Source organism: Mycobacterium sp. shizuoka-1 (genome assembly GCF_002723835.1).
Lineage (GTDB): Bacteria > Actinomycetota > Actinomycetes > Mycobacteriales > Mycobacteriaceae > Mycobacterium.
In genome coordinates this window covers 34,325-54,454 of sequence record NZ_BEWG01000031.1, presented here as the reverse complement: position 1 = coordinate 54,454, position 20,130 = coordinate 34,325, and the positions used below count along the sequence as shown (strand labels likewise).

The window sequence follows — 20,130 nt, the reverse complement described above, 5'->3', positions numbered from 1 at the left end:
GCGACCGCGCCCGTCAGACCTGACAGGTGGGACACCAGAACACGTTGCGCCCCTCCAGGACGGCGGTCCGGATCGGGGTTTCGCAGACCCGGCACGGGTCGCCGGCCCGCCGGTAGACGTAGGTGCGGGGGCGGTTCGGCGCATACGACGGCGCACCGTGATCGTGTTCGGGCCGCACCACCACGATCTTGCCGCGCCGCACACCGACCTTCATCAGCGCGACCAGGTCGGTCCAGGCGTCGGCAAACTCGGCCTCGGCGATGTCGCGGCCGGGCCGATAGGGGTCGATGTGATGGCGGAACAGCAACTCGCTGCGGTACACATTGCCCACCCCGGCGATCACGCTCTGATCCATCAGCAGCGCACCGACAGGCTTGCGGGACTTGGCGATTCGCGCCAAAGCCAGATCCGGGTCGGCGTCGCGGCGCAGCGGATCGGGGCCCAGCCGGCCCACGATGGACGACACCTGGGCCTCGTCGAGCACCTCACAGGCGGTCGGGCCACGCAGGTCGGTGCCGTATTCGGTGCCGACGATGCGCATCCGCACCTGCCCGACGGGCGGCGGCATCGGCACCGGCGCTTCGGTGAAGGTGCCGTACAGCCCCAGGTGGACGTGCACGATCGGGCCGTCGTAGTGGTGGAACAGGTGCTTGCCCCACACCGACGCCCGGGTGAACACCCGGCCGTCGAGGATCGCGGCGTCGGTGAACCGGCCCTGCGGGCTCGACACCGCGGCGGGGGCGCCGGCGAAACGGCGCTGGTGCAGCCGGGCCAGCCGGTGCAGGGTGTGGCCTTCCGGCACGGGTCAGGCGCCGGGCACCGGCGGCGGCACGTGGGTGCGCTCGTATTCGGCGAGGATGTCGATACGCCGTTGGTGGCGCTCGGCTTTGGACCACTCGGTGGTCAGGAATGCGTCGATGATCTCCAGCGCCTCGGGGACCGTGTGCATCCGCCCGCCGATGCCGATCAGCTGGGCATTGTTGTGTTCGCGGGCCAGCGACGCGGTTTCGACGCTCCAGGCCAGGGCACACCGGGCACCGGGCACCTTGTTGGCCGCGATCTGCTCACCGTTGCCCGAGCCACCGATCACGATGCCCAGGCTGCCCGGGTCGGCGACCGTGCGTACCGCCGCCGCGATGCAGAACGCCGGGTAGTCGTCCTCGGCGTCGTAGGCATAGGCACCGCAGTCGACAGGCTCGTGACCGCCGTTGCGGAGGTGCTCGATCACGGCCTGCTTGAGTTCGTATCCGGCATGGTCTGAGCCGAGGTAGACGCGCATGGCCGATACCTTACTAAGTCGCGCCCAAACCAACGTTTCGCAGGGAAACTTCGAGTAGATCGCGCCAAAACGTCGATCTCGGCGCGCCGGGTGTCAGCCAACAGTGATGGCGTCCAACCGTTCCTTGATGAACGCTGAGCACGTGACCGGCGTCAGACCCGCCACCTTGCCGATCGGCGGCGCCAGCGGGGTGACCAGCGCGTCATGGTTTGCCTCGTAGAAGTAGATCAGCGAGATCAGGTCTTCTTCGGGCGCATGCGGCTGCGGGGGCAGGACCCGATGCCGCCCCGACGGCCACCGCCGTCCGCTCCAGTACTCGAGCAGGTCCCCGATGTTGACGGTCAGTGCCGCGGGATCGTAGGGCGCATCCTGCCAGCCGTCGGCTTCGGAAAACACTTGCAGCCCACCGGCTCCGGGCTCACGGTCGAGGATCGTCACGGTGCCGAAGTCGGTGTGCGGGCCGATCCGGAACTGGCCGGGCTCCGGCTCGCCGACCACGCTGACCGGCGGATAGTGGTTGATGTTCATCGTCCAGGTCGGTCGGTCGGCCAGGGTGGCGAACGGATTTTCGGCCAACCCCAGCGCGTGGGCCATCAGCGCCAGCAGGTCGTCGGCCAGGGTGTGCATGGCCGCGGTGTATTCGGTGACCAGCGGCCGCAGCTCGGCCACCTCGTCGGGCCAGACGTTGGGCGCAAACCAGATCCGGTCGACCTCGGGATCGCCGACCGCGGTCTCGGCTCCCAGGCTGTAGCTCTCCTTGAGGTCGGGCGGTGTCTCGGTGCCCTCGGCGTAGGCATTGGCCTCGGCGCCGGGGGCGATCCAGCCGTGGCCGCCGACCGCCACCGAGTACCGGCGTTTGACTTCGTCGGGCAGGCCGAAGAACGCCCGCGACGCGGCGCGGACACCGGCGGCCAGGCCGGGGTCGATGCCGTGGCCGGTGACGAGGATGAAGCCGGCCTGCTGGAGGCCGGCGTCCAGTTCGGCAGCCACGGCGTCGGCCTGTGCTCCCCCGGCGCGCCAGCGGGAGATGTCGACGGTCGCGATCACGTTTCGGCCACTCCGATGTCCTCGTTCCAGAGCTCAGGGTTCTCGGCGATGAACTCCGTCATCATCGCCGCGCAGCGGTCATCGTCGAGCACCGTGACGTCGACACCGTGCTCGGCCAACCAGTCGTGGCCGCCGGTGAAGGTCCGACTCTCCCCGATCACCACCGCACCGATGTTGAACTGGCGCACCAGCCCACTGCAGTACCAGCACGGCGAGAGCGTGGTGACCATGATCGTCGAGCGATAGTCGCGCTGGCGGCCTGCGGCGCGGAAGGCGTCGGTCTCGGCGTGGATCGACGGATCACCGTCCTGCACCCGCATGTTGTGCCCGCTACCCAGCAGTCGGCCGTCGGCGCTGAACAGCGCGGCGCCGATCGGGATTCCGCCTTCCGCCAAGCCTTTTCGGGCCTCCTCGTAGGCGACGTCGAGCATGTCCTGCGGGGTCATACCGCCGCGCGTTCGGCGGTGATCTTCGATCGGCACAGCACAAGATAACTCGCGCCGGCAATGAGGAAGCCCACGAAGAAGGTGATGTCACCGAGTTGCGGCACCACCCTCACGATGTAGCCCTGGAATATCTCCTGGTTGCAGAACAGCAGCACCGAGACCACCAGGCCGGCCGCAAACGACAGCAGACCGCCCCAGTTCGCGTAGCTGCGGTCATAGAGGTAGCCGGCGATGGCCTGGCCCCGCCGCAGGTACTGGTCGGCGAACACCACACCGAGCCACGGCCCGATCCAGTACGCGATGACCAGCAAGAACGCCTCGTAACTGTGCGCCGCGTCGGGTAGTGCCCACCAGGCGATCAGGAATCCCGCGACACCGAAGAACACCGTGACCAGAGCCCGCGCGATGTGGTGCGGCAGCTTGATGCCGATCGTCACGAAAGCCATTGCGCCCGAGTAGATGTTGATCGAGTTGGCCGCGATGGCACCGATCGCGATCGCCAGCAACGTCGCCTTGGCCAGCAGCGACGGCAGCTCACTGGTGAACGATCCCGTGGGGTCGCCCAGGTTGGCCTCGCCGGTGGTCACCGAGGCGGCGCCGACGACTTCGAGTACGAAGCAGGACAGGAACAACCCGGCCGAGGCATACAGGCCGGTGGCCGCCGTCGACACCGTCGAGGGCAGGTAGCGGGTGTAGTCGGCCGCGTACGGCGTCCAGCCCGCGGCGTACCCGAACGAAGTCCCGACCGTCAGCAGGAATCCGCCGAGCCCGCCGACGCCACCGGTCGGTGCTGCTGCGCCGAGATCGGCATGGGCGAAGATCGCGACCGAGGCGGCCAGGAACACCACGGCCAGCACCGGGAACGACCATCGCTCGAAGGCCTGTACCAGGTTGTGTCCGAAGAACGCGAAGCCGGTCTGCAGCAACACGATGATGATCAGGCCGAGGAGCGGTGAGAAGCCGAACAGGGTGCTGAGCGCGAACGCGCCGCTGACGCTGTTGGTGGCGAACCAGCCGACGCCCGCCGTGACGGACATCAGCCCCGCGGGCAGGGCGTTGCCCTTGAAGCCGAACGCCATTCGGCCCAGGACCATCTGCGGCACACCGTGCAGCGGACCGCGAGCGGACAGGAAGTAGTGCGCGATCGCACCCAGCCCGGTGCCGACGGCGATGCCGACGACGGCTTGCCAGAAGCTCATCCCGAAGGCCAGCACGGCCAGCATGCCGACGAAGATCGTCGCGAACTCGAGGTTCGGCGAGGTCCACGTCCAGAACAGCTGGTGGGGCTTGCCGTGCCGGTCTGCTTCGGCGATGAACTCGTTACCGCCCGGTTCGACCGCAACGATCCGATCGCGGTAGGAACCGTCGGTACTGGGCTCGGCGACTGTCATGGACATACCGTCGCCTGCCGTTCGCGAACCCGCAACCGGAACGTCGTGGTCGAGACCGTCAGTCGAACTGCGGGGCTTCGTTCCTGGTCCGCTTCAGCTCCCAGAAGTGCGGGTAGGACGCGAACGTCACCGAGGCATCCCACAACTTGCCGGCTTCTTCACCGCGCGGAATCCGGGAGAGCACCGGGCCGAAGAACGCCACCCCGTTGATGTGGATCGTCGGCGTGCCGACATCCTCGCCGACGGCGTCCATACCCTCGTGATGACTCTTACGCAGCGCGTCGTCGTACGCCTCGGAGGTGGCCGCCTCGGCGAGTTCGGCGGGCAGGCCGACCTCGGCCAGCGACTCGGCGATCACCGCATCGAAGTCCTTGTTGCCCTGATTGTGGATGCGGGTGCCCATCGCGGTGTAGAGCGGCGAGAGGACCTCCCGGCCGTGGGCCTGCTCGGCGGCGATGGCGACCCGGACCGGGCCCCATGCTTTCTTCATCATCTCGAGGTATTCCTCCGGCAGGTCTCGGCCCTCGTTGAGCACGGCCAAGCTCATCACCCGGAAGTCGACGTCGATGTCGCGGACCTTTTCGACCTCGAGGATCCAGCGCGAGGTGATCCAGCACCACGGGCACAACGGGTCGAACCAGAAACCGGCCTTCGACTTCTCGGACATACGGGCTCCTCCCAACGATTGGCGCAGACGTTCACATCAACTCGTGCCGCGAGGTCACTGTTCCCGCTGACGCGGGCCAACACCACAAACCTGGAAATGGCCGCACAGGAAACGCATAGGTGGCAAGTCTTGATCCAAACGTGCTGCTGCTGTGACCAAACTAAACCAGTGTTCCACGAGTGATTGGAGTGATCCGAGTAGTGACCGCCGCCGCGTTCGTCGCCGGCGCAACCGCCCTGGCAGCACCGGCGCACGCCGACCCTGTCGACGACGCCTTCATCGCCGCGCTGAACCAGGCCGGCATCCATTACGACAACGCCGAGGCCGCCACCCAGTTGGCGAAGTCGGTCTGCCCGCAGCTGGTCGGGCCGGGCAAATCGTTCGGCATGGCGGTGGCCAAGGTGCAGGGTGGTGGCATCCCCCCACAGATGGCGGCGTTCTTCGCCGGCATGGCCGTCAAGCTGTACTGCCCGGCCATGATGAAGTCGGTCACCGACGGCACCTTCTTCGACTGGATCCAGGCCCCACACATGTAGGCGGGTCACAGTAGGTTGGACGCGTGGCACTTCCCAACCTGACTCGTGACGAGGCCATCGAGCGCGCCGCTCTGGTCACCGTCGGCAACTACTCCATCGCTCTCGATCTGACGACCGGCTCCGAGACGACGTTCCGGTCCACCACAACCGTCGCATTCGAGGCACTGCCCGGCGCCGACACCTACATCGACCTGGCCGCCGACACCGTGCACAGCGCGGTGCTCAACGGCCAGCCGATCGACGTCTCGGGCTACGACGAGTCCACCGGCATCCCGTTGCGCGGGCTGGCGAAGAGCAACGTCCTGGTGCTCGACGCGGACTGCCGCTACTCCAACACCGGTGAGGGTCTGCACCGCTTCGTCGACCCTGTCGACAGTGAGGTCTACCTGTACTCGCAGTTCGAAACCGCCGACGCCAAGCGGATGTTCGCCTGCTTCGACCAGCCCGACCTCAAGGCCACCTTCGACGTGGTGGTGACCGCGCCGTCGCACTGGCAGGTGATCTCCAACGGCGCGACGGTGTCGGTGGTCGACGGCGTGCACACCTTCGCCACCACGCCGCGGATGAGTACCTACCTGGTCGCGCTGATCGCCGGGCCGTACGCCCGCTGGGACGACGTCTACACCGACGAGCACGGCGAGATCCCGCTCGGCCTGTTCTGCCGGTCCTCGCTGGCGGAGTTCATGGACGCCGAGCGTCTGTTCACCGAGACCAAGCAGGGCTTCGGGTTCTACCACCGCAACTTCGGCGTGCCGTATGCGTTCGGGAAGTACGACCAGCTGTTCGTGCCCGAATTCAATGCCGGTGCAATGGAGAACGCCGGTGCGGTGACGTTCCTGGAGGACTACGTCTTCCGGTCCAAGGTCACCCGGTACAGCTACGAACGGCGTGCCGAGACGGTGCTGCACGAGATGGCGCACATGTGGTTCGGCGACCTGGTCACCATGACCTGGTGGGACGACCTGTGGCTCAACGAGTCGTTCGCGACGTTCGCCTCGGTGCTGTGCCAGGCCGAGGCCACCGAGTACGACCAGGCGTGGACGACGTTCGCCAACGTCGAGAAGTCGTGGGCCTACCGCCAGGACCAGCTGCCGTCCACCCACCCGGTGGCCGCCGACATCCCCGACCTGCACGCCGTCGAGGTGAACTTCGACGGGATCACCTACGCCAAGGGTGCCAGCGTGCTCAAGCAGCTGGTTGCCTACGTCGGGCTCGAGCACTTCCTGGCCGGGCTGCGCGACTACTTCGCCGCGCACGCCTTCGACAACGCCACCTTCGACGATCTGCTGGGCGCGCTGGAGAAAGCCTCTGGCCGCGACCTGTCCGACTGGGGACGCCAGTGGTTGAAGACCACCGGCCTCAACACCCTGCGCGCCGATTTCGACGTCGACGCCGACGGCACGTTCACCCGCTTCGCGATCACCCAGGGCGGTGCGGCACCCGGCGCGGGCGAGACCCGAGTGCACCGGCTCGCGGTCGGCATCTACGACGACGACCCGACCACCGGCAAGCTGGTCCGCGTGCACCGCGAGGAACTCGACGTCGCTGGTCCGGTCACCGATGTTCCTGCGCTGCAAGGTGTTTCGCGTGGAAAGCTGATCCTGGTCAATGACGACGACCTGACCTACTGCTCGCTGCGGCTGGACGAGAAGTCCCTACAGACCGCACTGAGCCGCATCGCCGACATCTCCGAGCCGCTGCCGCGCACGCTGGTGTGGTCGGCGGCGTGGGAGATGACCCGCGACGCCGAGCTGAAAGCCCGCGACTTCGTCGCGCTGGTGATGAGCGGCGTGCAGGCCGAGACCGAGGTCGGGGTGGCCCAGCGGCTGCTGCTGCAGGCCCAGACCGCGCTGAACTCCTACGCCGACCCGGCCTGGGCCTGTGCCAATGGCTGGCCGGCCTTCGCCGACCGACTGCTGGACCTCGCGCGCGAGTCGCCTGCCGGCTCGGATCATCAGCTCGCGTTCGTCAATGCGCTGTGCGCGTCGGTGCTGCAGCTGCATCACGTGGCGGTGCTGGCGACTCTGCTGGACAACGAGCCGGCCGAGGTGAACCTGCCCGGGCTGGTGATCGACGCCGATCTGCGCTGGCGCATCGTCACCGCGCTGGCCGCCTCCGGTGACATCGACGGCGACGGCGTGCAGACGCCGTTCATCGACGCCGAGGCACAGCGCGATCCCACCGCCGCCGGCCGGCGCCACGCGGCGGCGGCCGCCGCCGCCCGACCGCAGCTCGCGGTCAAGGAGTCGGCGTGGCAGCAGGTGATCGAGGACGACACCCTGGCCAACATCACCGCCCGCGCGATCATCGGCGGGTTCGCCCCGGCCGGGCAGAGCGCTCTGCTGCAGCCGTTCACCGACCGTTACTTCGCGGCGATCCCCGGGGTCTGGGAGCGCCGCTCCAGCGAGGTCGCGCAGACCGTGGTGATCGGCCTGTACCCGTCGTGGGATATCAGCCCCGAAGCCCTGGCGGCCGCCGACACCTTCCTGAGCGAGGACCTGCCGTCGGCGCTGCGCAGGCTGGTCCTGGAGGGCCGGGCCGGCGTCGAACGCTCGCTGAAAGCGCGCGCCTTCGACGCCAGCTGACCTCGCGCTGCCATGATCGCGCCATGGCGGCGAAGAACACCAGGCGGGCCCGCGCGGCGCGCAGACGCACCAAGCGGGTGAAGGCCGCGGTCAACGACCTGACCGAGGAACAGTGGGCAGCGCTCAAAGACGCCTGGAACGGCTGCGCCTACTGCGGCGTTAAGGGCAAGCCGCTACAACGGGACTGCGTCATGGCGATCTCCCGCGGCGGCCGGTACACCGTCGACAATGTCGTGCCCGCCTGCGCGGCGTGCAATGCCAGCAAGTGCAACGACGAAGTCACCGGCTGGATGCGGCGCAAACGCCTCGACGAACGCGCCTTCCTGGAGCGTTACGTCGCGATCAGGAGCCAGAACTACGGCCTGGAGATGCCTGCCGACATCACCCGCACGGCGCTCACCAGGCCGTCGATCAGGTTGCCCTCTTTGAACGCCGACGCGGCGGCCGACACCCCGAGCGGGGCGGCGGATTCCGCGCCACGGCTGCGCACGTCGGCCCCATAGACGACTTCGATCGCCCGCTGATCCGGTGAGACCGCCATCAGTACCGCGTTGTTCGGGGTGGGGACGTCGGCGAGGATCTCACGGGCCCGCGCTGCGGTGTCGCTGCCCAAGTCGCCGATGTAGACCGCGAAGCGGGCCTTGGACTGGCGGCTGCCGTACTTCAGCGCCTCGTCGAGCTCGACGAGCTGGCTGATCGGGAACGGATAGTGCACCGACAGCTCGCCCGGCTCGGTGACGCCCGACAGGCGGCCGCTGGCGGTCTGCGCCCATCCGTACGGCAGGTTGGCCGGATCGACGGTCGCTACGGTCCCGTGGTCACCACTTGCCACTTGCTCCACCTCCCACAGTCACTTCGGCTGCACCGTGGCCGTGATGGCCACCGCCGGGAACGACCTCGTCGACGGCCGCCCACAGGATCGGCGCGTGGGTCCACGGCTCGGACATCTTGTAGGTCGCAGGGTGGTTGCCTTTACGGGCGAAGATCATCGCGGCGAGTATCGCTACCAACAGCAGCGGGATTCCGCCCATCATCGAATGAATGGCTGCAGTGCTCACGGGGCAAACCGTAGCAGTCTCACGCCGCGCCTTCACCCAGGTAGCGCACCCAGGCCGGATCGAGTTCCTTGATGGTGCACAGCAGCCGCCAGTGCTGGCCCTTCGGGGGCATCGGCACCAGCCGCAATGTCCAGCCGAGTTCGGTCAGGAGCTTGTCGGCCTTGCGGTGGTTGCACGGCGCGCAGGCTGCCACGCAGTTCTCCCACGAATGCTCCCCGCCGCGACTGCGGGGCACCACGTGGTCGACGGTGTCGGCCTTGGCCCCGCAGTAGGCGCACCGGAACCGGTCCCGATGCATCAACGCCGCGCGCGTCATCGGGATACGCGCCCGGTAGGGCACCCGCACGAAGCTGCGCAGCCGGATCACCGACGGCACCACGATCGCCCTCGTGGCCGAGTGGATCACCGGGCCGCCGGGATCGTCGTGGACGACGTCTGCCTTACCGCACAGCAGCATGATCACCGCCCGGCGCATGGGGAGCGCCGTCAGCGGTTCGTAGGTCGAGTTCAGCAACAGCACCCGGCGACGTCCCCACACTGATCCGTCGGCCGGGCTGGGTATGTGAGGGTCGGCGTGCAGGCTTGAACTCGGTAGTGACCCGATCGGGCCCGCCGCGGCGCGGTGACCGCGGTTCCGTTTGCGCTGCGCCATGCGTCCTCCGCGGACTAGTCCACCATGGATCTGCCGCCACCGCACGACTATTTGTCCCGTGTTCGCAGGTCAAATCCGTGAACATCGGGTGACACACCTCGCGCCGGAGGCCGCCGTACACAATGGTGGGGTGACGGAGACTCAGGCCGACGGGGACGGGCAGACGTTTTACGACGCGGTAGGCGGCGCCGAGACGTTCCGCAAGATCGTGTCCCGCTTCTACGAGCTGGTTCGAGAGGACGAGGTGCTGCTTCCGCTGTACCCACCGGATGAGCTCGACGCCGCCGAGGACCGGCTGCGGATGTTCCTGGAGCAGTACTGGGGCGGCCCGCGGACCTATTCCGATCAGCGCGGCCACCCGCGGCTGCGGATGCGTCACGTCCCGTTCCGGATCGGCTTCCTGGAACGCGACGCCTGGCTGCGCTGCATGCACAGCGCGGTGGCGTCGATCGATTCGGCGACGCTCGACGACGAGCATCGCCGGGAGCTGCTGGCCTATCTCGAGATGGCCGCGCAAGCGATGGTGAATTCCGCCTTCTAGACCCCCGAAGGACGTCGATGACCCAGCCTGTTGCCGTGCCGTGGTGGGCGACCGCGATCTTCTATCAGGTCTATCCCCGCTCGTTCGCCGACAGCAACGGTGACGGCGTCGGTGATCTCGGCGGTGTGGCGGCCCACCTCGACCACCTCAGCTGGCTGGGGGTCGACGCGATCTGGCTCAACCCGGTGATGGTCTCGCCGATGGCCGACCACGGCTATGACGTGGCCGACCCCCGCGATGTCGACCCGCTGTTCGGCGGGCTGGCCGCGCTCGAAGGGCTCATCGACGACGCGCACGCTCGCGGTATCCGCGTCACGATGGACCTGGTGCCCAACCACACCAGCTCCGCGCACGTCTGGTTCCAGGCCGCGCTGGCCGCGCCGCCGGGAAGCGCCGAGCGCGAACGCTATATCTTCCGCGACGGGCTCGGTCCTGGCGGCGACAGGCCGCCGAACAACTGGGTGTCGGTGTTCGGCGGGCCGGCCTGGACCCGGGTCACCGAAGCCGACGGCACGCCGGGCCAGTGGTATCTACACCTGTTCGACGCCGAACAGCCGGACATCAACTGGGACAACCCCGAGGCGTTCGCCGACCTGGAGAAGACGCTGCGGTTCTGGCTCGACCGCGGCGTGGACGGGTTCCGCATCGACGTCGCCCACGGGATGGCCAAACCGCCCGGCCTGCCGGACATGACGAACCCCGATCTCGAAATGCTCACCCTCGACGACGACGATCCGCGGTTCAACCACGAGGGAGTGCACGAGATCCATCGCGGAATCCGTGCGGTCCTCGACGATTACCCGCACGCCGTGACGATCGGCGAGATCTGGGTGTTCGAGAACGAGGACTTCGCGAAGTACCTGCGGCCCGACGAACTGCACATGGGCTTCAACTTCCGGTTGGTCCGAGCCGAATTCGAGGCGACCAGCATCCACAGCGCGATCGAGAACGCGCTGGCGGCGGCCTCACTGGCCGACGCCAGCCCGACCTGGACGCTGTCCAACCATGACGTCGAACGTGAGGTCACCCGCTATGGCGGTGGCGCCCGCGGAGTCGCCCGGGCCCGGGCGATGGCGATGGCGATGCTGGCGCTGCCCGGGGCGATGTTCCTCTACAACGGCGAAGAGCTGGGCCTGCCCAATGTGGAGCTGCCCGACGAGGTGTTGGTCGACCCGGTGTGGGAGCGCTCCGGACATACCGAACGCGGTCGCGACGGCTGCCGGGTGCCGATGCCATGGGCGGGTGAGGCGCCCCCGTTCGGCTTCTCGTCGAACCCCGACACCTGGTTGCCGATGCCGCCGGACTGGGCGGGCCTGACCGTCGAGCGTCAGCGCGCCGACCCGGATTCCACACTGGCGTTCTTCCGCACGATCCTGCACTTGCGCCGCAGCCGCTTTCACTTCACCGAGTACGACGTCGAGTGGCTGCAGGTGCGGGCCGACGCGGTCGCGTTCGTGTCCGGCGGCGTGCTGTGCGTGCTCAACGCGGGAAGCACTGCGCTGGCGCTGCCGGACGGCGAGTTGCTCGCGGTCAGCGCGCCGTTGGTCGATGGCGAGCTGCCGCCGGATTCGGCGGCCTGGATCGCGACGGGCTAGCTACCCGCAGAGGACACCACGTTCACCACCGAGGCGATGATCATGGTCCCGAACACGAAGGACAGCAGGCCGTGCGCCAGCGCGGTCTTGCGCATCCGTCTGCTGGTCAGGTTGGTGTCGGAGATCGCGAAGCTCATGCCTACCGCGAACGCGACGTAGAAGAAGTCCGAGTAGGCGGGCTTGTCATGCCGGCCGGGATCGTTGAAGTCGATCCCGCCCGGATGGGTGTGGTCGAAGTAGTGCTTGGCATAAATCAGCGCGAACAGGGTGTGGATGGTCAGCCAGGACAGCACGATGCTGCCGACCGCCAGCCAGCCGGCGGCCAGGTCGTCGGCGCGGCGCAGCAGGACGCCCACACCCGCAAGGCTGGCCATCGCGCCACCGAGGATCAGGCTGATGACAGCGACGTGTCCCGGCTGCTCGCTGCCGGCGTGCGAGGCGGTGCGCCGATGGTCCATGGGCCACAGGAGGCTCCAGGTCCAGCCGGTGAACGTCAGCGCCAGCGCGCTCCAGCCGGCCAGTAGCGACAAGGCCCCGGCATGAGCCCACATGGCCACAGTGACGATGAGCCCGGCCGCACCACCGACGATCACCCGGGCGGTCGGGCGTTCTCTGAACGGCAGCCGCTCAGAGCTCGTATCGGCCGTCACCGCAGCACCAGCGCTGGGTCTCCCCGGCGGCGATACACCGAGCCGAAGCGTGCGTCGATGCGCAGCCAGGTCGGCGAAAGCCGCACCCGGACGATCTCCTGCGGCCCCGCCGGATCGGGGACGAAACCCATTGCGGTCAGGGCGAATACGCACCGCATCGGCACGCCGACGGCGGTGTCGCCCGACGTCACCTGCAGCACGTCGGAGTCCAGCAGCGACGACGGTGGCCCGTGCGCGCTGCCGTGTTCCTTGGCCAGGTCCGCGCCGCGCTGGGCCAGGTCGGTGAGCACCGCCGCAGGCACGTCGTCGAGATGGCTGAATCCGGTGTCCGGAGGTAGCACGCCCCGCCACGCGGAGTCCATCGGAAACCCGGGATCGACGCGGCCCGCGACGTCGGCGTCGCGCAGGCCGCGGGCCAATCCGTCTGCCCCGCAGGATAGATCCGCCGGGCTGAGCTCCCCCTCGACGGCGCGGACCGCGAGCACGTCCAACCCGGTGGCCACCCACGCTGCGATCAGGCCGTCGGCGCGTCGGCGCAGCCGGATCACCGCGGCGTCGTCGAGGCGCAGCGCTCGCTCGACGAAGGCCGCGAGATCGTTGCGGTGGGCGGCGTCGACGATGGTGAGACTCATCGCTGCCAGCGCTGCAGGTACTCCCGATGCTTGGGCGAAAGCCGAACCAGCCGTTGCTCTTCGATGTGCACGGCGGCCAATTGCGTCTCGGCGATCACCGACGGCCGGGAGTCCGGTTCGGCGGTCAGCGACCGCACCTCGTAGCCGAGCGTGAAGTCCACCGCGCGCAGCCGCTTGGTCCACATCGTCACCTGCAGCGGCGAATCAGCAAGACGCAGTTGGCCTTTGTAGAGAACCTGCACCTCGTGGATGAGCAATCCGATGGTGGCGATGTCATCGGCGAAGGGTTCGCGCAGGAAGTCCACCCGCGCCTCCTCGAGAATCGTCACCATGGTGGCGTGGTTGATGTGCTGGTACATGTCGATATCCGACCAGCGCACGTGCACGCCCGTTGTGAATCCCTTATCCACTTGTCCCTGTTCCACTCGTCCTCGTCATGCTGCGGATCTGGCGGGCCGCCACCGACAGCGTGGCCAGATCGCGTTCCTCGTCGGCGTAGATCTCAGCCAGCGTGCGCCGCGCCCGCTCGACCCGTGATCCATTGGTGTGCTCCCACTCGGCGATCTTCTCCTCGCCCGTCTCGTCGGGCTCGCCGACGGCCAGCACGTCGAAGCACAATGCCCGCAACGAACCGTAGATGTCGTCGCGAATGGCCAATCGGGCCAGCGCGTGCCAGCGGTCGTCGCGGGGCAGCCCGGACACCGCGGTCAGCAGCCCGTCGGTGCTCAGATGATCCATCAACGCGAAGTAGGTGTCGGCCACCTCGGCGGGGTCGCGGTCGACGATGTCGGCGATGTCGATCACGTCGAGCAGGCTGTACTGATACAGCCCGCTGGCCACCCCGTAGGCCAGCTCGGCCGAGGCACCGTGCGCGGCGAACTCACCGGCTTCCTTGGTGACGATCGCCTTGTCGTCGCCGCGCAGCCACTGCGGCATGTGCGGCGTCAGCTCGGCCACCTTGGCGGCGAACCGGTTGATCTCGGCGCCGACCGCCAGGGGTTGCGGGCGGTAGTTCAGCAGCCACCGCGCGGCCCGGTCGAGCAGGCGGCGCAGATCCAGCGTCATCCGGTCGGAGACGTTGACCGGCAGCTCGTGGTTGCGCGACGCGTCGAGGATGCGCTGCCACACCCCGGTGATGCCGAAGATCGCGTCGGTGGCCACGAACGTGCGGACCGCGTCGACGTACCCGACGCCGGTGTCCTCGGTGACGCGGTAGGCGAAGGTGATGCCGCCGACATCGACGACGTTGTTGACCAGCATCGTGGTGACGATCTCGCGACGCAGCTGATGGCTGCGGATCTCGGTGGTGAAGGTGTCACGCAGCCGGCTCGGGAAGTATTGCGGCAGCCGGGCGGCGAACACTTCCTGGTCGGGCAGATCGCTGGCCAGCACCTCCTCCTTGAGCGCGAGCTTGACGTGCGCCATAAGGGTGGCCAATTCCGGTGAGGTCAGCCCGATCCCGACCTCTTGCCGGCGGCGGATCTCCTTGTTGGACGGCAGCGCCTCCAGCTCCCGGTTGAGCCCGCGCCGCTGTTCGAGTTCGGCGATCTGGCGGGCGTGCACGTTGAGCAGAGCCGCGGCGTTGGCGCGGCTGGTGCCCATCAGGTCGTTCTGGTCGACGTTGTCGGTCAGCACCAGCCGGCCGACCTCCTCGGTCATCGACGCCAGCAGCTCGGTGCGCTCGTCGACACTGACCTTGCCCGCGGTGACCAGCGCGTCGACCAAGATCTTGATATTGACCTCGTGGTCGGAGCAGTCCACACCGGCGGAGTTGTCCATGGCGTCGGTGTTGATCCGGCCGCCGCACAGGTCGAACTCGACGCGCCCCAGCGATGTCACACCGAGGTTGCCGCCCTCGCCGATCACCTTGGCCCGCACCTGATTCCCGTTCACCCGCACCGCGTCGTTGGCACGGTCGCCGACCTCGGCGTCCGATTCCGACTCGGCCTTGATGTACGTGCCGATACCGCCGTTGAACCACAGGTCCACCGGGGCCTGCATGATCGCCTTCATCAGGGCCGGCGGAGTCATTTCGTCGGCGTCGCTGCGCAGTCCGAGCGCGTCCCGCATCTGCGGGCTCACCGGGATGGCCTTCTGCTGGCGGCTGAACACACCGCCGCCTGCGCTGATCAGGCTGGGGTCGTAGTCCTCCCAGCTCGACCGAGGCAGGTCGAAAAGCCGGCGCCGCTCCGCCCAGGACCGCTCCGCATCCGGATCGGGGTCGATGAAGATGTGCCGGTGGTCGAAGGCGGCGATCAGCCTGATGTGCCGCGACAGCAGCATGCCGTTGCCGAACACGTCGCCGCTCATGTCGCCCACCCCGGCGACGGTGAAGTCCTCGCTCTGGGTGTCCACCCCCATCTCGCGGAAGTGCCGCTTGACCGATTCCCAGGCGCCTTTGGCGGTGATGCCCATGGCTTTGTGGTCGTAGCCCACCGAGCCACCGGAGGCGAACGCGTCACCCAGCCAGAAGCCGTAGGAGTTGGCGACCTCGTTGGCGATGTCGGAGAACGTGGCGGTGCCCTTGTCGGCGGCCACGACGAGGTAGGCATCGTCGCCGTCGCGGCGGACCACGCCGGGCGGGGCGACGACCTCGCCGGTGGCGCGGTCGACGTTGTCGGTGACGTCGAGCAGGCCCGCGATGAACAGCCGGTAGCACGCGATTCCCTCGTGGCGGAACGCGTCCCGGTCGGCGGCGGCGTCACCGAGCGGGGCGGGCGGCTTCTTGACGACGAAGCCGCCCTTGGCGCCGACCGGCACGATGACGGCGTTCTTGACGGCCTGCGCCTTGACCAGGCCCAGGATCTCGGTGCGGAAATCCTCCCGGCGGTCCGACCAACGCAGGCCGCCGCGGGCGACGTAGCCGAACCGCAGGTGCACACCCTCGACTCGAGGCGAGTACACGAAGATCTCGAATTTCGGCCGTGGCAGCGGCAACTCGTCGATGAGTTGCGGATTGAGCTTGAGCGACAGCACATTCTGGGCGTGCGCCGAGTCCGGGCTGGTGACGAAGAAGTTGGTGCGCAGCGTCGCCTGGATCATCGAGGCGAATGCCCGCAGCACCCGGTCGGTGTCCAAGCTGACCAGGGCGTCGATGTCGGCTGCCACGGCGTCGGCCGCGGCCAGCGCGTCCAGGCCCTTGTCGGCAGACGCCGGATCGAGCATGGCCTCGAAGAGGTTGATCAGCGAGCGGGCGGTCCCCGGGTTTCCGTTGAGCACCGACTCGATGTGGGACTGACTGTAGGGAAAGCCCGCCTGGCGCAGATATTTTGCGTATGCCCGCAGCACCGCGACCTGCTGCCAGGTCAACCCGGCCCGCAGCACCAGTTCGTTGAACCGGTCGATCTCGGCGCGGCCCTGCCAGATGGCGGTGACAGCGTCGGCGAACCGCTCCGCGGTGGCGTCCCATTCCTGGGGGGTGGCGGCGTCGGGCATCGAGGCGTCGGGCCGGATCTTGAACTGGTAGATCCAGACTTTCAGCCCGTCCGGGCGGACGACGGTGAACGGCCGCTCTTCGAGGACCAGCACGCCCATACACTGCAGCATCGGCAGCAGGTGACTCAGCGACGCCGTCGATCCGCCGAGGTACCAGGTGAGGAAGGCCTCGTTGCCCTCGTCGCCCTTCTCGAACTGCAGTTTGACCGAATCCGCCTGCAGCGCCTCGATGTAGCCGATGTCGGTGATCGCCTCGGTCGAGGTGACGGCCTGCTTGAACTCCTCGGGCAGCGCGTCGGCGTAGTGCTCGGCGATGGCCTGGTCGATTTTGCCGGCCCGCGCCGAACCGATCAGCCGATCGCCCCAGGTACGCAAGGCGTCGGTGAGCAGTCCCTGCACGCGCGCGCGGTTGGCCTCGCTGCCGTCAATCGACTCAAAGGTGGAACCGTCGGGCAGACGGACGGTGAAATGCACGACCGCCCAGGGTGATTCACTGACCCTGGCGGTGTAGTCGATACTCAGGCCGCCGAACTCGCGGACCAGGATGTCCTGCATGGCCAGCCGGACCGCGGTGGTGTACCGGTCGCGGGGCAGATAGACCAGGCACGACACGAAGTGGCCGAGCTGGCCGACACGCAGGAACAACAGCGCCCGGCGCCGCGAGCCGAGATCGACCACGGCGGTCGCCATCGCGAGCAGCTGCTCGGCGGTCAGCGAGAACAGTTCGGAGCGCGGGATGGTCTGGACGATGTCGAGCATCAGCTGCCCGGGGTGGCTGGGGTCGTCGTGCGACAGCGCCAGCACGTCGCGAACCCGCCGGGAGATCAGCGGAATGTCAAGGACATTGGCGCTCATTGCGGTCGCGGTGAACAGCCCGACAAATCGGTGCTCGATATCCCTGGAGCCGATCCCCGAGTCGCTTCGCTCCTGCCCGCCGGAAGGCGTGCGCTCGCGGATCACCACGATGTACGGGTAGGCGCCGTAGCGCAGGAAGCTGGGCATCGTGGCTTGCGCGAGCTGCAGCAGATCGCCCGGGTGCGTCAGCTCGGGCAAGACCTCGGTGCGCAGCCGTGCCACGCCCAGCCGGCTGGACTCCACCACGGTCGCGGCGCCGTCGCCCACTCTGCAGTCCTGGCAGCCCAGCAGCACGAAATTGCCTTCGGACAGCCAGCGCAGCAGGTCGGCGACATCGGCGCGGTCGGGCCCGGCGAACCGAGTGCCCTGGTCGGTGTCGAGTTCGCCGGCCAAGTCGCGCAGCGCTGCGCTCAGCGCCACCGAGTCCAGGGCCACCTGGCGGGCGTCGGCCACCACCATCGGCAGCATCCGCTCGGCCTCGGCGAGTGCCCTGCGGTTGACCGACGGCGAGAGCTGAACGTGGATCCACGACTCGTCGATGCCGGGCGCATCCGCTCCGGTCTCGGCCAGCGGACGCGCGTCGAGCAGTTCGCCGTCAGCCCCACGTCGCACCCGGAACACGGGGTTCATCAGGGCGACGTAGGAGACACCGAGCCGGTGCAGCAGCACCGTCACCGAGTCCAGCAACAACGTCGCCTGGTCGGTCACGATCTGCAGTGCGGGCCCGAAGCCGCCGGGATCGTCGCCGGAGTAGATCGCGACCAGGGTCTCCCCGATCACCCGGGAGTGCGCCAGGCGCTCCTGGGCGGCGATCAGGCCCGGCGGGACCGCCCGCTCGGCGGCCGCCACGACCAGCGGACCGGTGTCGCTGGCATCGACGTCGAGGTCGGGGGCTCCACCGTGGGGGCCGCGATAGGTGGCGAGGTAGGCCTCGCTCATCGACTCGGTAGTTCTGGGGTCAACCGTCATACCCGCCGCTCCTGATCAGCTCGCGAACCGACGCTGGTCCGCAGCGCCACATTAGTCGCGTGTGAGCCTGCGGTGGGTGACCCTGTGCGGACGAGCCGCGTCGGCTCCCAGTCTCTCGAGTTTGTTCTCCTCGTAGGCCCCGAAGTTGCCCTCGAACCAGAACCACTTGGCCTCGTTGTCGTCGTCGCCCTCCCACGCCAGGATGTGGGTGCAGGTGCGGTCGAGGAACCAGCGGTCGTGGCTGATCACCACCGCACAGCCGGGGAAACTCTCCAGCGCGTTCTCCAACGAGGACAGGGTCTCGACGTCGAGGTCGTTGGTGGGCTCGTCGAGCAGGATCAGGTTGCCGCCCTCCTTGAGGGTGAGCGCCAGGTTGAGCCGGTTGCGCTCACCGCCGGAAAGCACGCCGGCCGGCTTCTGCTGATCGGGTCCCTTGAACCCGAACGCCGACACGTAGGCCCGCGACGGGATCTCGTTCTGGCCGACCTCGATGTAGTCGAGCCCGTCGGAAACCACCTGCCACACCGTCTTTTTCGGGTCGATGCCGGCCCGGCTCTGGTCGACGTAGCTGAGCTTGACGGTGTCCCCGACCCGGACCGTGCCGCTGTCGGGCGCCTCGAGCCCGACGATGGTCTTGAACAGCGTCGTCTTGCCGACGCCGTTGGGGCCGATGACTCCGACGATGCCGTTGCGCGGCAAAGTGAACGACAGGTCCTTGATCAGGGTGCGTCCCTCGAAGCCCTTGTCCAGGTGGTCGACCTCGACGACGACGTTGCCCAGCCGCGGCGGGGCCGGGATCTGGATCTCCTCGAAGTCGAGTTTGCGGGTCTTCTCGGCCTCGGCGACCATCTCCTCGTACCGGCCGAGGCGGGCCTTGTTCTTGGCCTGCCGGGCCTTGGCGCCGGAGCGGACCCAGGCGAGTTCTTCCTTGAGCCGTTTCTGCAGCTTCTGGTCCTTCTTGCCCTGGACCTCGAGGCGCTCGGCCTTCTTCTCCAGATACGTCGAGTAGTTGCCCTCGTACGGGAAGGCCCGGCCGCGGTCGAGCTCGAGGATCCATTCGGCGACGTTGTCCAGGAAGTAGCGGTCGTGGGTGACCGCGAGGATGGCGCCCTTGTAGTCGGCGAGGTGCTGCTCGAGCCACAGCACGCTCTCGGCGTCGAGGTGGTTGGTCGGTTCGTCGAGCAGCAGCAGGTCCGGCTTGGACAGCAGCAGCTTGCACAACGCGACGCGGCGGCGCTCACCACCGGACAGGTGGGTGACCGGCTCGTCGGGCGGCGGGCAGCGCAGCGCGTCCATTGCCTGCTCCAGCTGAGAGTCGATGTCCCAGGCGTCGGCGGCGTCCAGCTCCTCCTGGAGCTTGCCCATCTCCTCCATGAGCTCGTCGGTGTAGTCGGTCGCCATCAGCTCGGCGACCTCGTTGTACCGGTTGAGTTTGGCCTTGATCGCGACGCCGTCCTCGACGTTCTCCCGGACGGTCTTGGTCTCGTCGAGTTGGGGCTCCTGCATGAGGATGCCGACCGAGGCGCCCGGCGCCAGCAGCGCGTCGCCGTTGTTGGCCTGGTCGAGACCGGCCATGATGCGCAGGACGCTCGACTTACCGGCACCGTTGGGGCCGACGACGCCGATCTTGGCTCCGGGCAGGAAGGCCAGCGTGACGTCGTCGAGGATGACCTTGTCGCCGTGCGCCTTGCGGACCTTCCGCATGGTGTAGATGTATTCCGCCATTGCCGCGGTGTTGCCTTCCGTCTTGAGTCGTGAATTGCTCGCCGACCATCCTAGGCGCGCGCGGTGG

At 68.0% G+C, this 20,130-nt stretch carries 18 protein-coding genes and 1 pseudogene; 5 read left to right on the top strand and 14 right to left on the bottom strand.

Annotated features, from left to right (window positions below; genetic code table 11):
- Positions 1-13 precede the first annotated feature (13 nt).
- From MSZK_RS10755 to MSZK_RS10730, 6 genes are all read right to left on the bottom strand, one after another.
- On the bottom strand, positions 14-802 hold the full coding sequence (locus MSZK_RS10755; RefSeq protein WP_099247570.1) for an Fpg/Nei family DNA glycosylase: 789 nt from the start codon (positions 800-802) through the stop codon (positions 14-16).
- Positions 803-805: 3 nt separating this feature from the next.
- Positions 806-1,279: a ribose-5-phosphate isomerase gene (locus MSZK_RS10750; RefSeq protein WP_099247568.1), complete on the bottom strand. Its 474-nt coding sequence runs from the start codon at positions 1,277-1,279 to the stop codon at positions 806-808.
- A 93-nt stretch (positions 1,280-1,372) separates the two neighbouring features.
- Positions 1,373-2,326 carry an isopenicillin N synthase family oxygenase gene (locus tag MSZK_RS10745; RefSeq protein ID WP_099247566.1) on the bottom strand — a complete coding sequence of 318 codons (954 nt, stop codon included), beginning with the start codon at positions 2,324-2,326 and terminating at the stop codon, positions 1,373-1,375.
- Positions 2,323-2,772 carry a nucleoside deaminase gene (locus MSZK_RS10740; protein WP_099247564.1) on the bottom strand — a complete coding sequence of 150 codons (450 nt, stop codon included), beginning with the start codon at positions 2,770-2,772 and terminating at the stop codon, positions 2,323-2,325. The genes MSZK_RS10745 and MSZK_RS10740 overlap by 4 nt, the downstream gene beginning before the upstream one ends.
- Positions 2,769-4,163 (bottom strand): cytosine permease, encoded by a 1,395-nt coding sequence (locus tag MSZK_RS10735; RefSeq protein ID WP_199203286.1) that lies wholly within the window; start codon positions 4,161-4,163, stop codon positions 2,769-2,771. The genes MSZK_RS10740 and MSZK_RS10735 overlap by 4 nt, the downstream gene beginning before the upstream one ends.
- A 58-nt stretch (positions 4,164-4,221) precedes the next feature.
- Positions 4,222-4,830, bottom strand: a complete 609-nt coding sequence (locus MSZK_RS10730) for a DsbA family protein (RefSeq protein ID WP_099247560.1) — start codon at positions 4,828-4,830, stop codon at positions 4,222-4,224.
- 200 nt (positions 4,831-5,030) lie between these two features.
- On the opposite strand from MSZK_RS10730, the gene MSZK_RS10725 reads away from it, so the two are divergent.
- The 3 genes and pseudogenes from MSZK_RS10725 to MSZK_RS10715 form a co-directional block, all read left to right on the top strand.
- A complete protein-coding gene (locus MSZK_RS10725) occupies positions 5,031-5,366 on the top strand; it encodes a DUF732 domain-containing protein (RefSeq protein WP_233211225.1) in 336 nt (111 codons plus the stop codon).
- A 23-nt stretch (positions 5,367-5,389) separates the two neighbouring features.
- The gene (gene pepN, locus MSZK_RS10720; RefSeq protein WP_099247556.1) at positions 5,390-7,951 is read left to right on the top strand and encodes an aminopeptidase N; all 2,562 of its coding nucleotides are present in this window, start codon (positions 5,390-5,392) and stop codon (positions 7,949-7,951) included.
- Positions 7,952-7,974: 23 nt separating this feature from the next.
- Positions 7,975-8,301: pseudogene (locus MSZK_RS10715) on the top strand (HNH endonuclease); the annotation flags it as partial.
- 5 nt (positions 8,302-8,306) lie between these two features.
- On the opposite strand, the gene MSZK_RS10710 reads toward MSZK_RS10715, so the two are convergent.
- From MSZK_RS10710 to MSZK_RS10700, 3 genes are read right to left on the bottom strand one after another with little or no spacing between them, the layout of a single operon-like run.
- Positions 8,307-8,783 carry a DUF5130 domain-containing protein gene (locus tag MSZK_RS10710; protein ID WP_099247554.1) on the bottom strand — a complete coding sequence of 159 codons (477 nt, stop codon included), beginning with the start codon at positions 8,781-8,783 and terminating at the stop codon, positions 8,307-8,309.
- Complete coding sequence (locus tag MSZK_RS10705; RefSeq protein WP_099247552.1) at positions 8,770-8,985, bottom strand: hypothetical protein; 216 nt, start codon at positions 8,983-8,985, stop codon at positions 8,770-8,772. The genes MSZK_RS10710 and MSZK_RS10705 overlap by 14 nt, the downstream gene beginning before the upstream one ends.
- A gap of 43 nt (positions 8,986-9,028) precedes the next feature.
- On the bottom strand, positions 9,029-9,661 hold the full coding sequence (locus MSZK_RS10700; protein WP_099247550.1) for an HNH endonuclease: 633 nt from the start codon (positions 9,659-9,661) through the stop codon (positions 9,029-9,031).
- A 130-nt stretch (positions 9,662-9,791) separates the two neighbouring features.
- On the opposite strand from MSZK_RS10700, the gene MSZK_RS10695 reads away from it, so the two are divergent.
- Together MSZK_RS10695 and MSZK_RS10690 are read left to right on the top strand one after the other, a co-directional pair.
- Entirely contained in the window at positions 9,792-10,202 is a 411-nt protein-coding gene (locus MSZK_RS10695) for a globin (RefSeq protein WP_099247727.1), read from the top strand.
- 17 nt (positions 10,203-10,219) lie between these two features.
- Positions 10,220-11,797, top strand: a complete 1,578-nt coding sequence (locus MSZK_RS10690) for a glycoside hydrolase family 13 protein (RefSeq protein ID WP_099247548.1) — start codon at positions 10,220-10,222, stop codon at positions 11,795-11,797.
- On the opposite strand, the gene MSZK_RS10685 is transcribed toward MSZK_RS10690, so the two are convergent.
- The 5 genes from MSZK_RS10685 to ettA are packed head-to-tail and all read right to left on the bottom strand — an operon-like array spanning position 11,794 to position 20,063.
- The gene (locus MSZK_RS10685) at positions 11,794-12,447 is read right to left on the bottom strand and encodes a DUF1345 domain-containing protein (RefSeq protein WP_233211224.1); all 654 of its coding nucleotides are present in this window, start codon (positions 12,445-12,447) and stop codon (positions 11,794-11,796) included. The two genes, MSZK_RS10690 and MSZK_RS10685, sit on opposite strands and share 4 nt — an antisense overlap.
- The gene (locus MSZK_RS10680; RefSeq protein WP_099247546.1) at positions 12,444-13,079 is read right to left on the bottom strand and encodes a hypothetical protein; all 636 of its coding nucleotides are present in this window, start codon (positions 13,077-13,079) and stop codon (positions 12,444-12,446) included. The genes MSZK_RS10685 and MSZK_RS10680 overlap by 4 nt, the downstream gene beginning before the upstream one ends.
- Positions 13,076-13,489, bottom strand: coding sequence for a thioesterase family protein (locus tag MSZK_RS10675; protein ID WP_099247544.1), 414 nt, complete (start codon positions 13,487-13,489; stop codon positions 13,076-13,078). The genes MSZK_RS10680 and MSZK_RS10675 overlap by 4 nt, the downstream gene beginning before the upstream one ends.
- On the bottom strand, positions 13,482-18,338 hold the full coding sequence (locus MSZK_RS10670) for an NAD-glutamate dehydrogenase (protein WP_099247542.1): 4,857 nt from the start codon (positions 18,336-18,338) through the stop codon (positions 13,482-13,484). Before MSZK_RS10670 ends, MSZK_RS10675 begins: the two co-directional genes overlap by 8 nt.
- 51 nt (positions 18,339-18,389) lie before the next feature.
- On the bottom strand, positions 18,390-20,063 hold the full coding sequence (ettA, locus tag MSZK_RS10665) for an energy-dependent translational throttle protein EttA (RefSeq protein ID WP_099247540.1): 1,674 nt from the start codon (positions 20,061-20,063) through the stop codon (positions 18,390-18,392).
- Positions 20,064-20,130 lie beyond the last annotated feature (67 nt).

Bases quoted from the DNA above. Each gene is read 5' to 3' on its own strand.
- MSZK_RS10750 (WP_099247568.1), bottom strand. From the start codon at position 1,279: ATGCGCGTCTACCTCGGCTCAGACCATGCCGGATACGAACTCAAGCAG.
- MSZK_RS10740 (WP_099247564.1), bottom strand. From the start codon at position 2,772: ATGACCCCGCAGGACATGCTCGACGTCGCCTACGAGGAGGCCCGAAAA.
- MSZK_RS10735 (WP_199203286.1), bottom strand. From the start codon at position 4,163: ATGACAGTCGCCGAGCCCAGTACCGACGGTTCCTACCGCGATCGGATC.
- MSZK_RS10730 (WP_099247560.1), bottom strand. From the start codon at position 4,830: ATGTCCGAGAAGTCGAAGGCCGGTTTCTGGTTCGACCCGTTGTGCCCG.
- MSZK_RS10705 (WP_099247552.1), bottom strand. From the start codon at position 8,985: ATGATGGGCGGAATCCCGCTGCTGTTGGTAGCGATACTCGCCGCGATG.
- MSZK_RS10700 (WP_099247550.1), bottom strand. From the start codon at position 9,661: ATGGCGCAGCGCAAACGGAACCGCGGTCACCGCGCCGCGGCGGGCCCG.
- MSZK_RS10690 (WP_099247548.1), top strand. From the start codon at position 10,220: ATGACCCAGCCTGTTGCCGTGCCGTGGTGGGCGACCGCGATCTTCTAT.
- MSZK_RS10680 (WP_099247546.1), bottom strand. From the start codon at position 13,079: ATGAGTCTCACCATCGTCGACGCCGCCCACCGCAACGATCTCGCGGCC.
- MSZK_RS10670 (WP_099247542.1), bottom strand. From the start codon at position 18,338: ATGACGGTTGACCCCAGAACTACCGAGTCGATGAGCGAGGCCTACCTC.
- ettA (WP_099247540.1), bottom strand. From the start codon at position 20,063: ATGGCGGAATACATCTACACCATGCGGAAGGTCCGCAAGGCGCACGGC.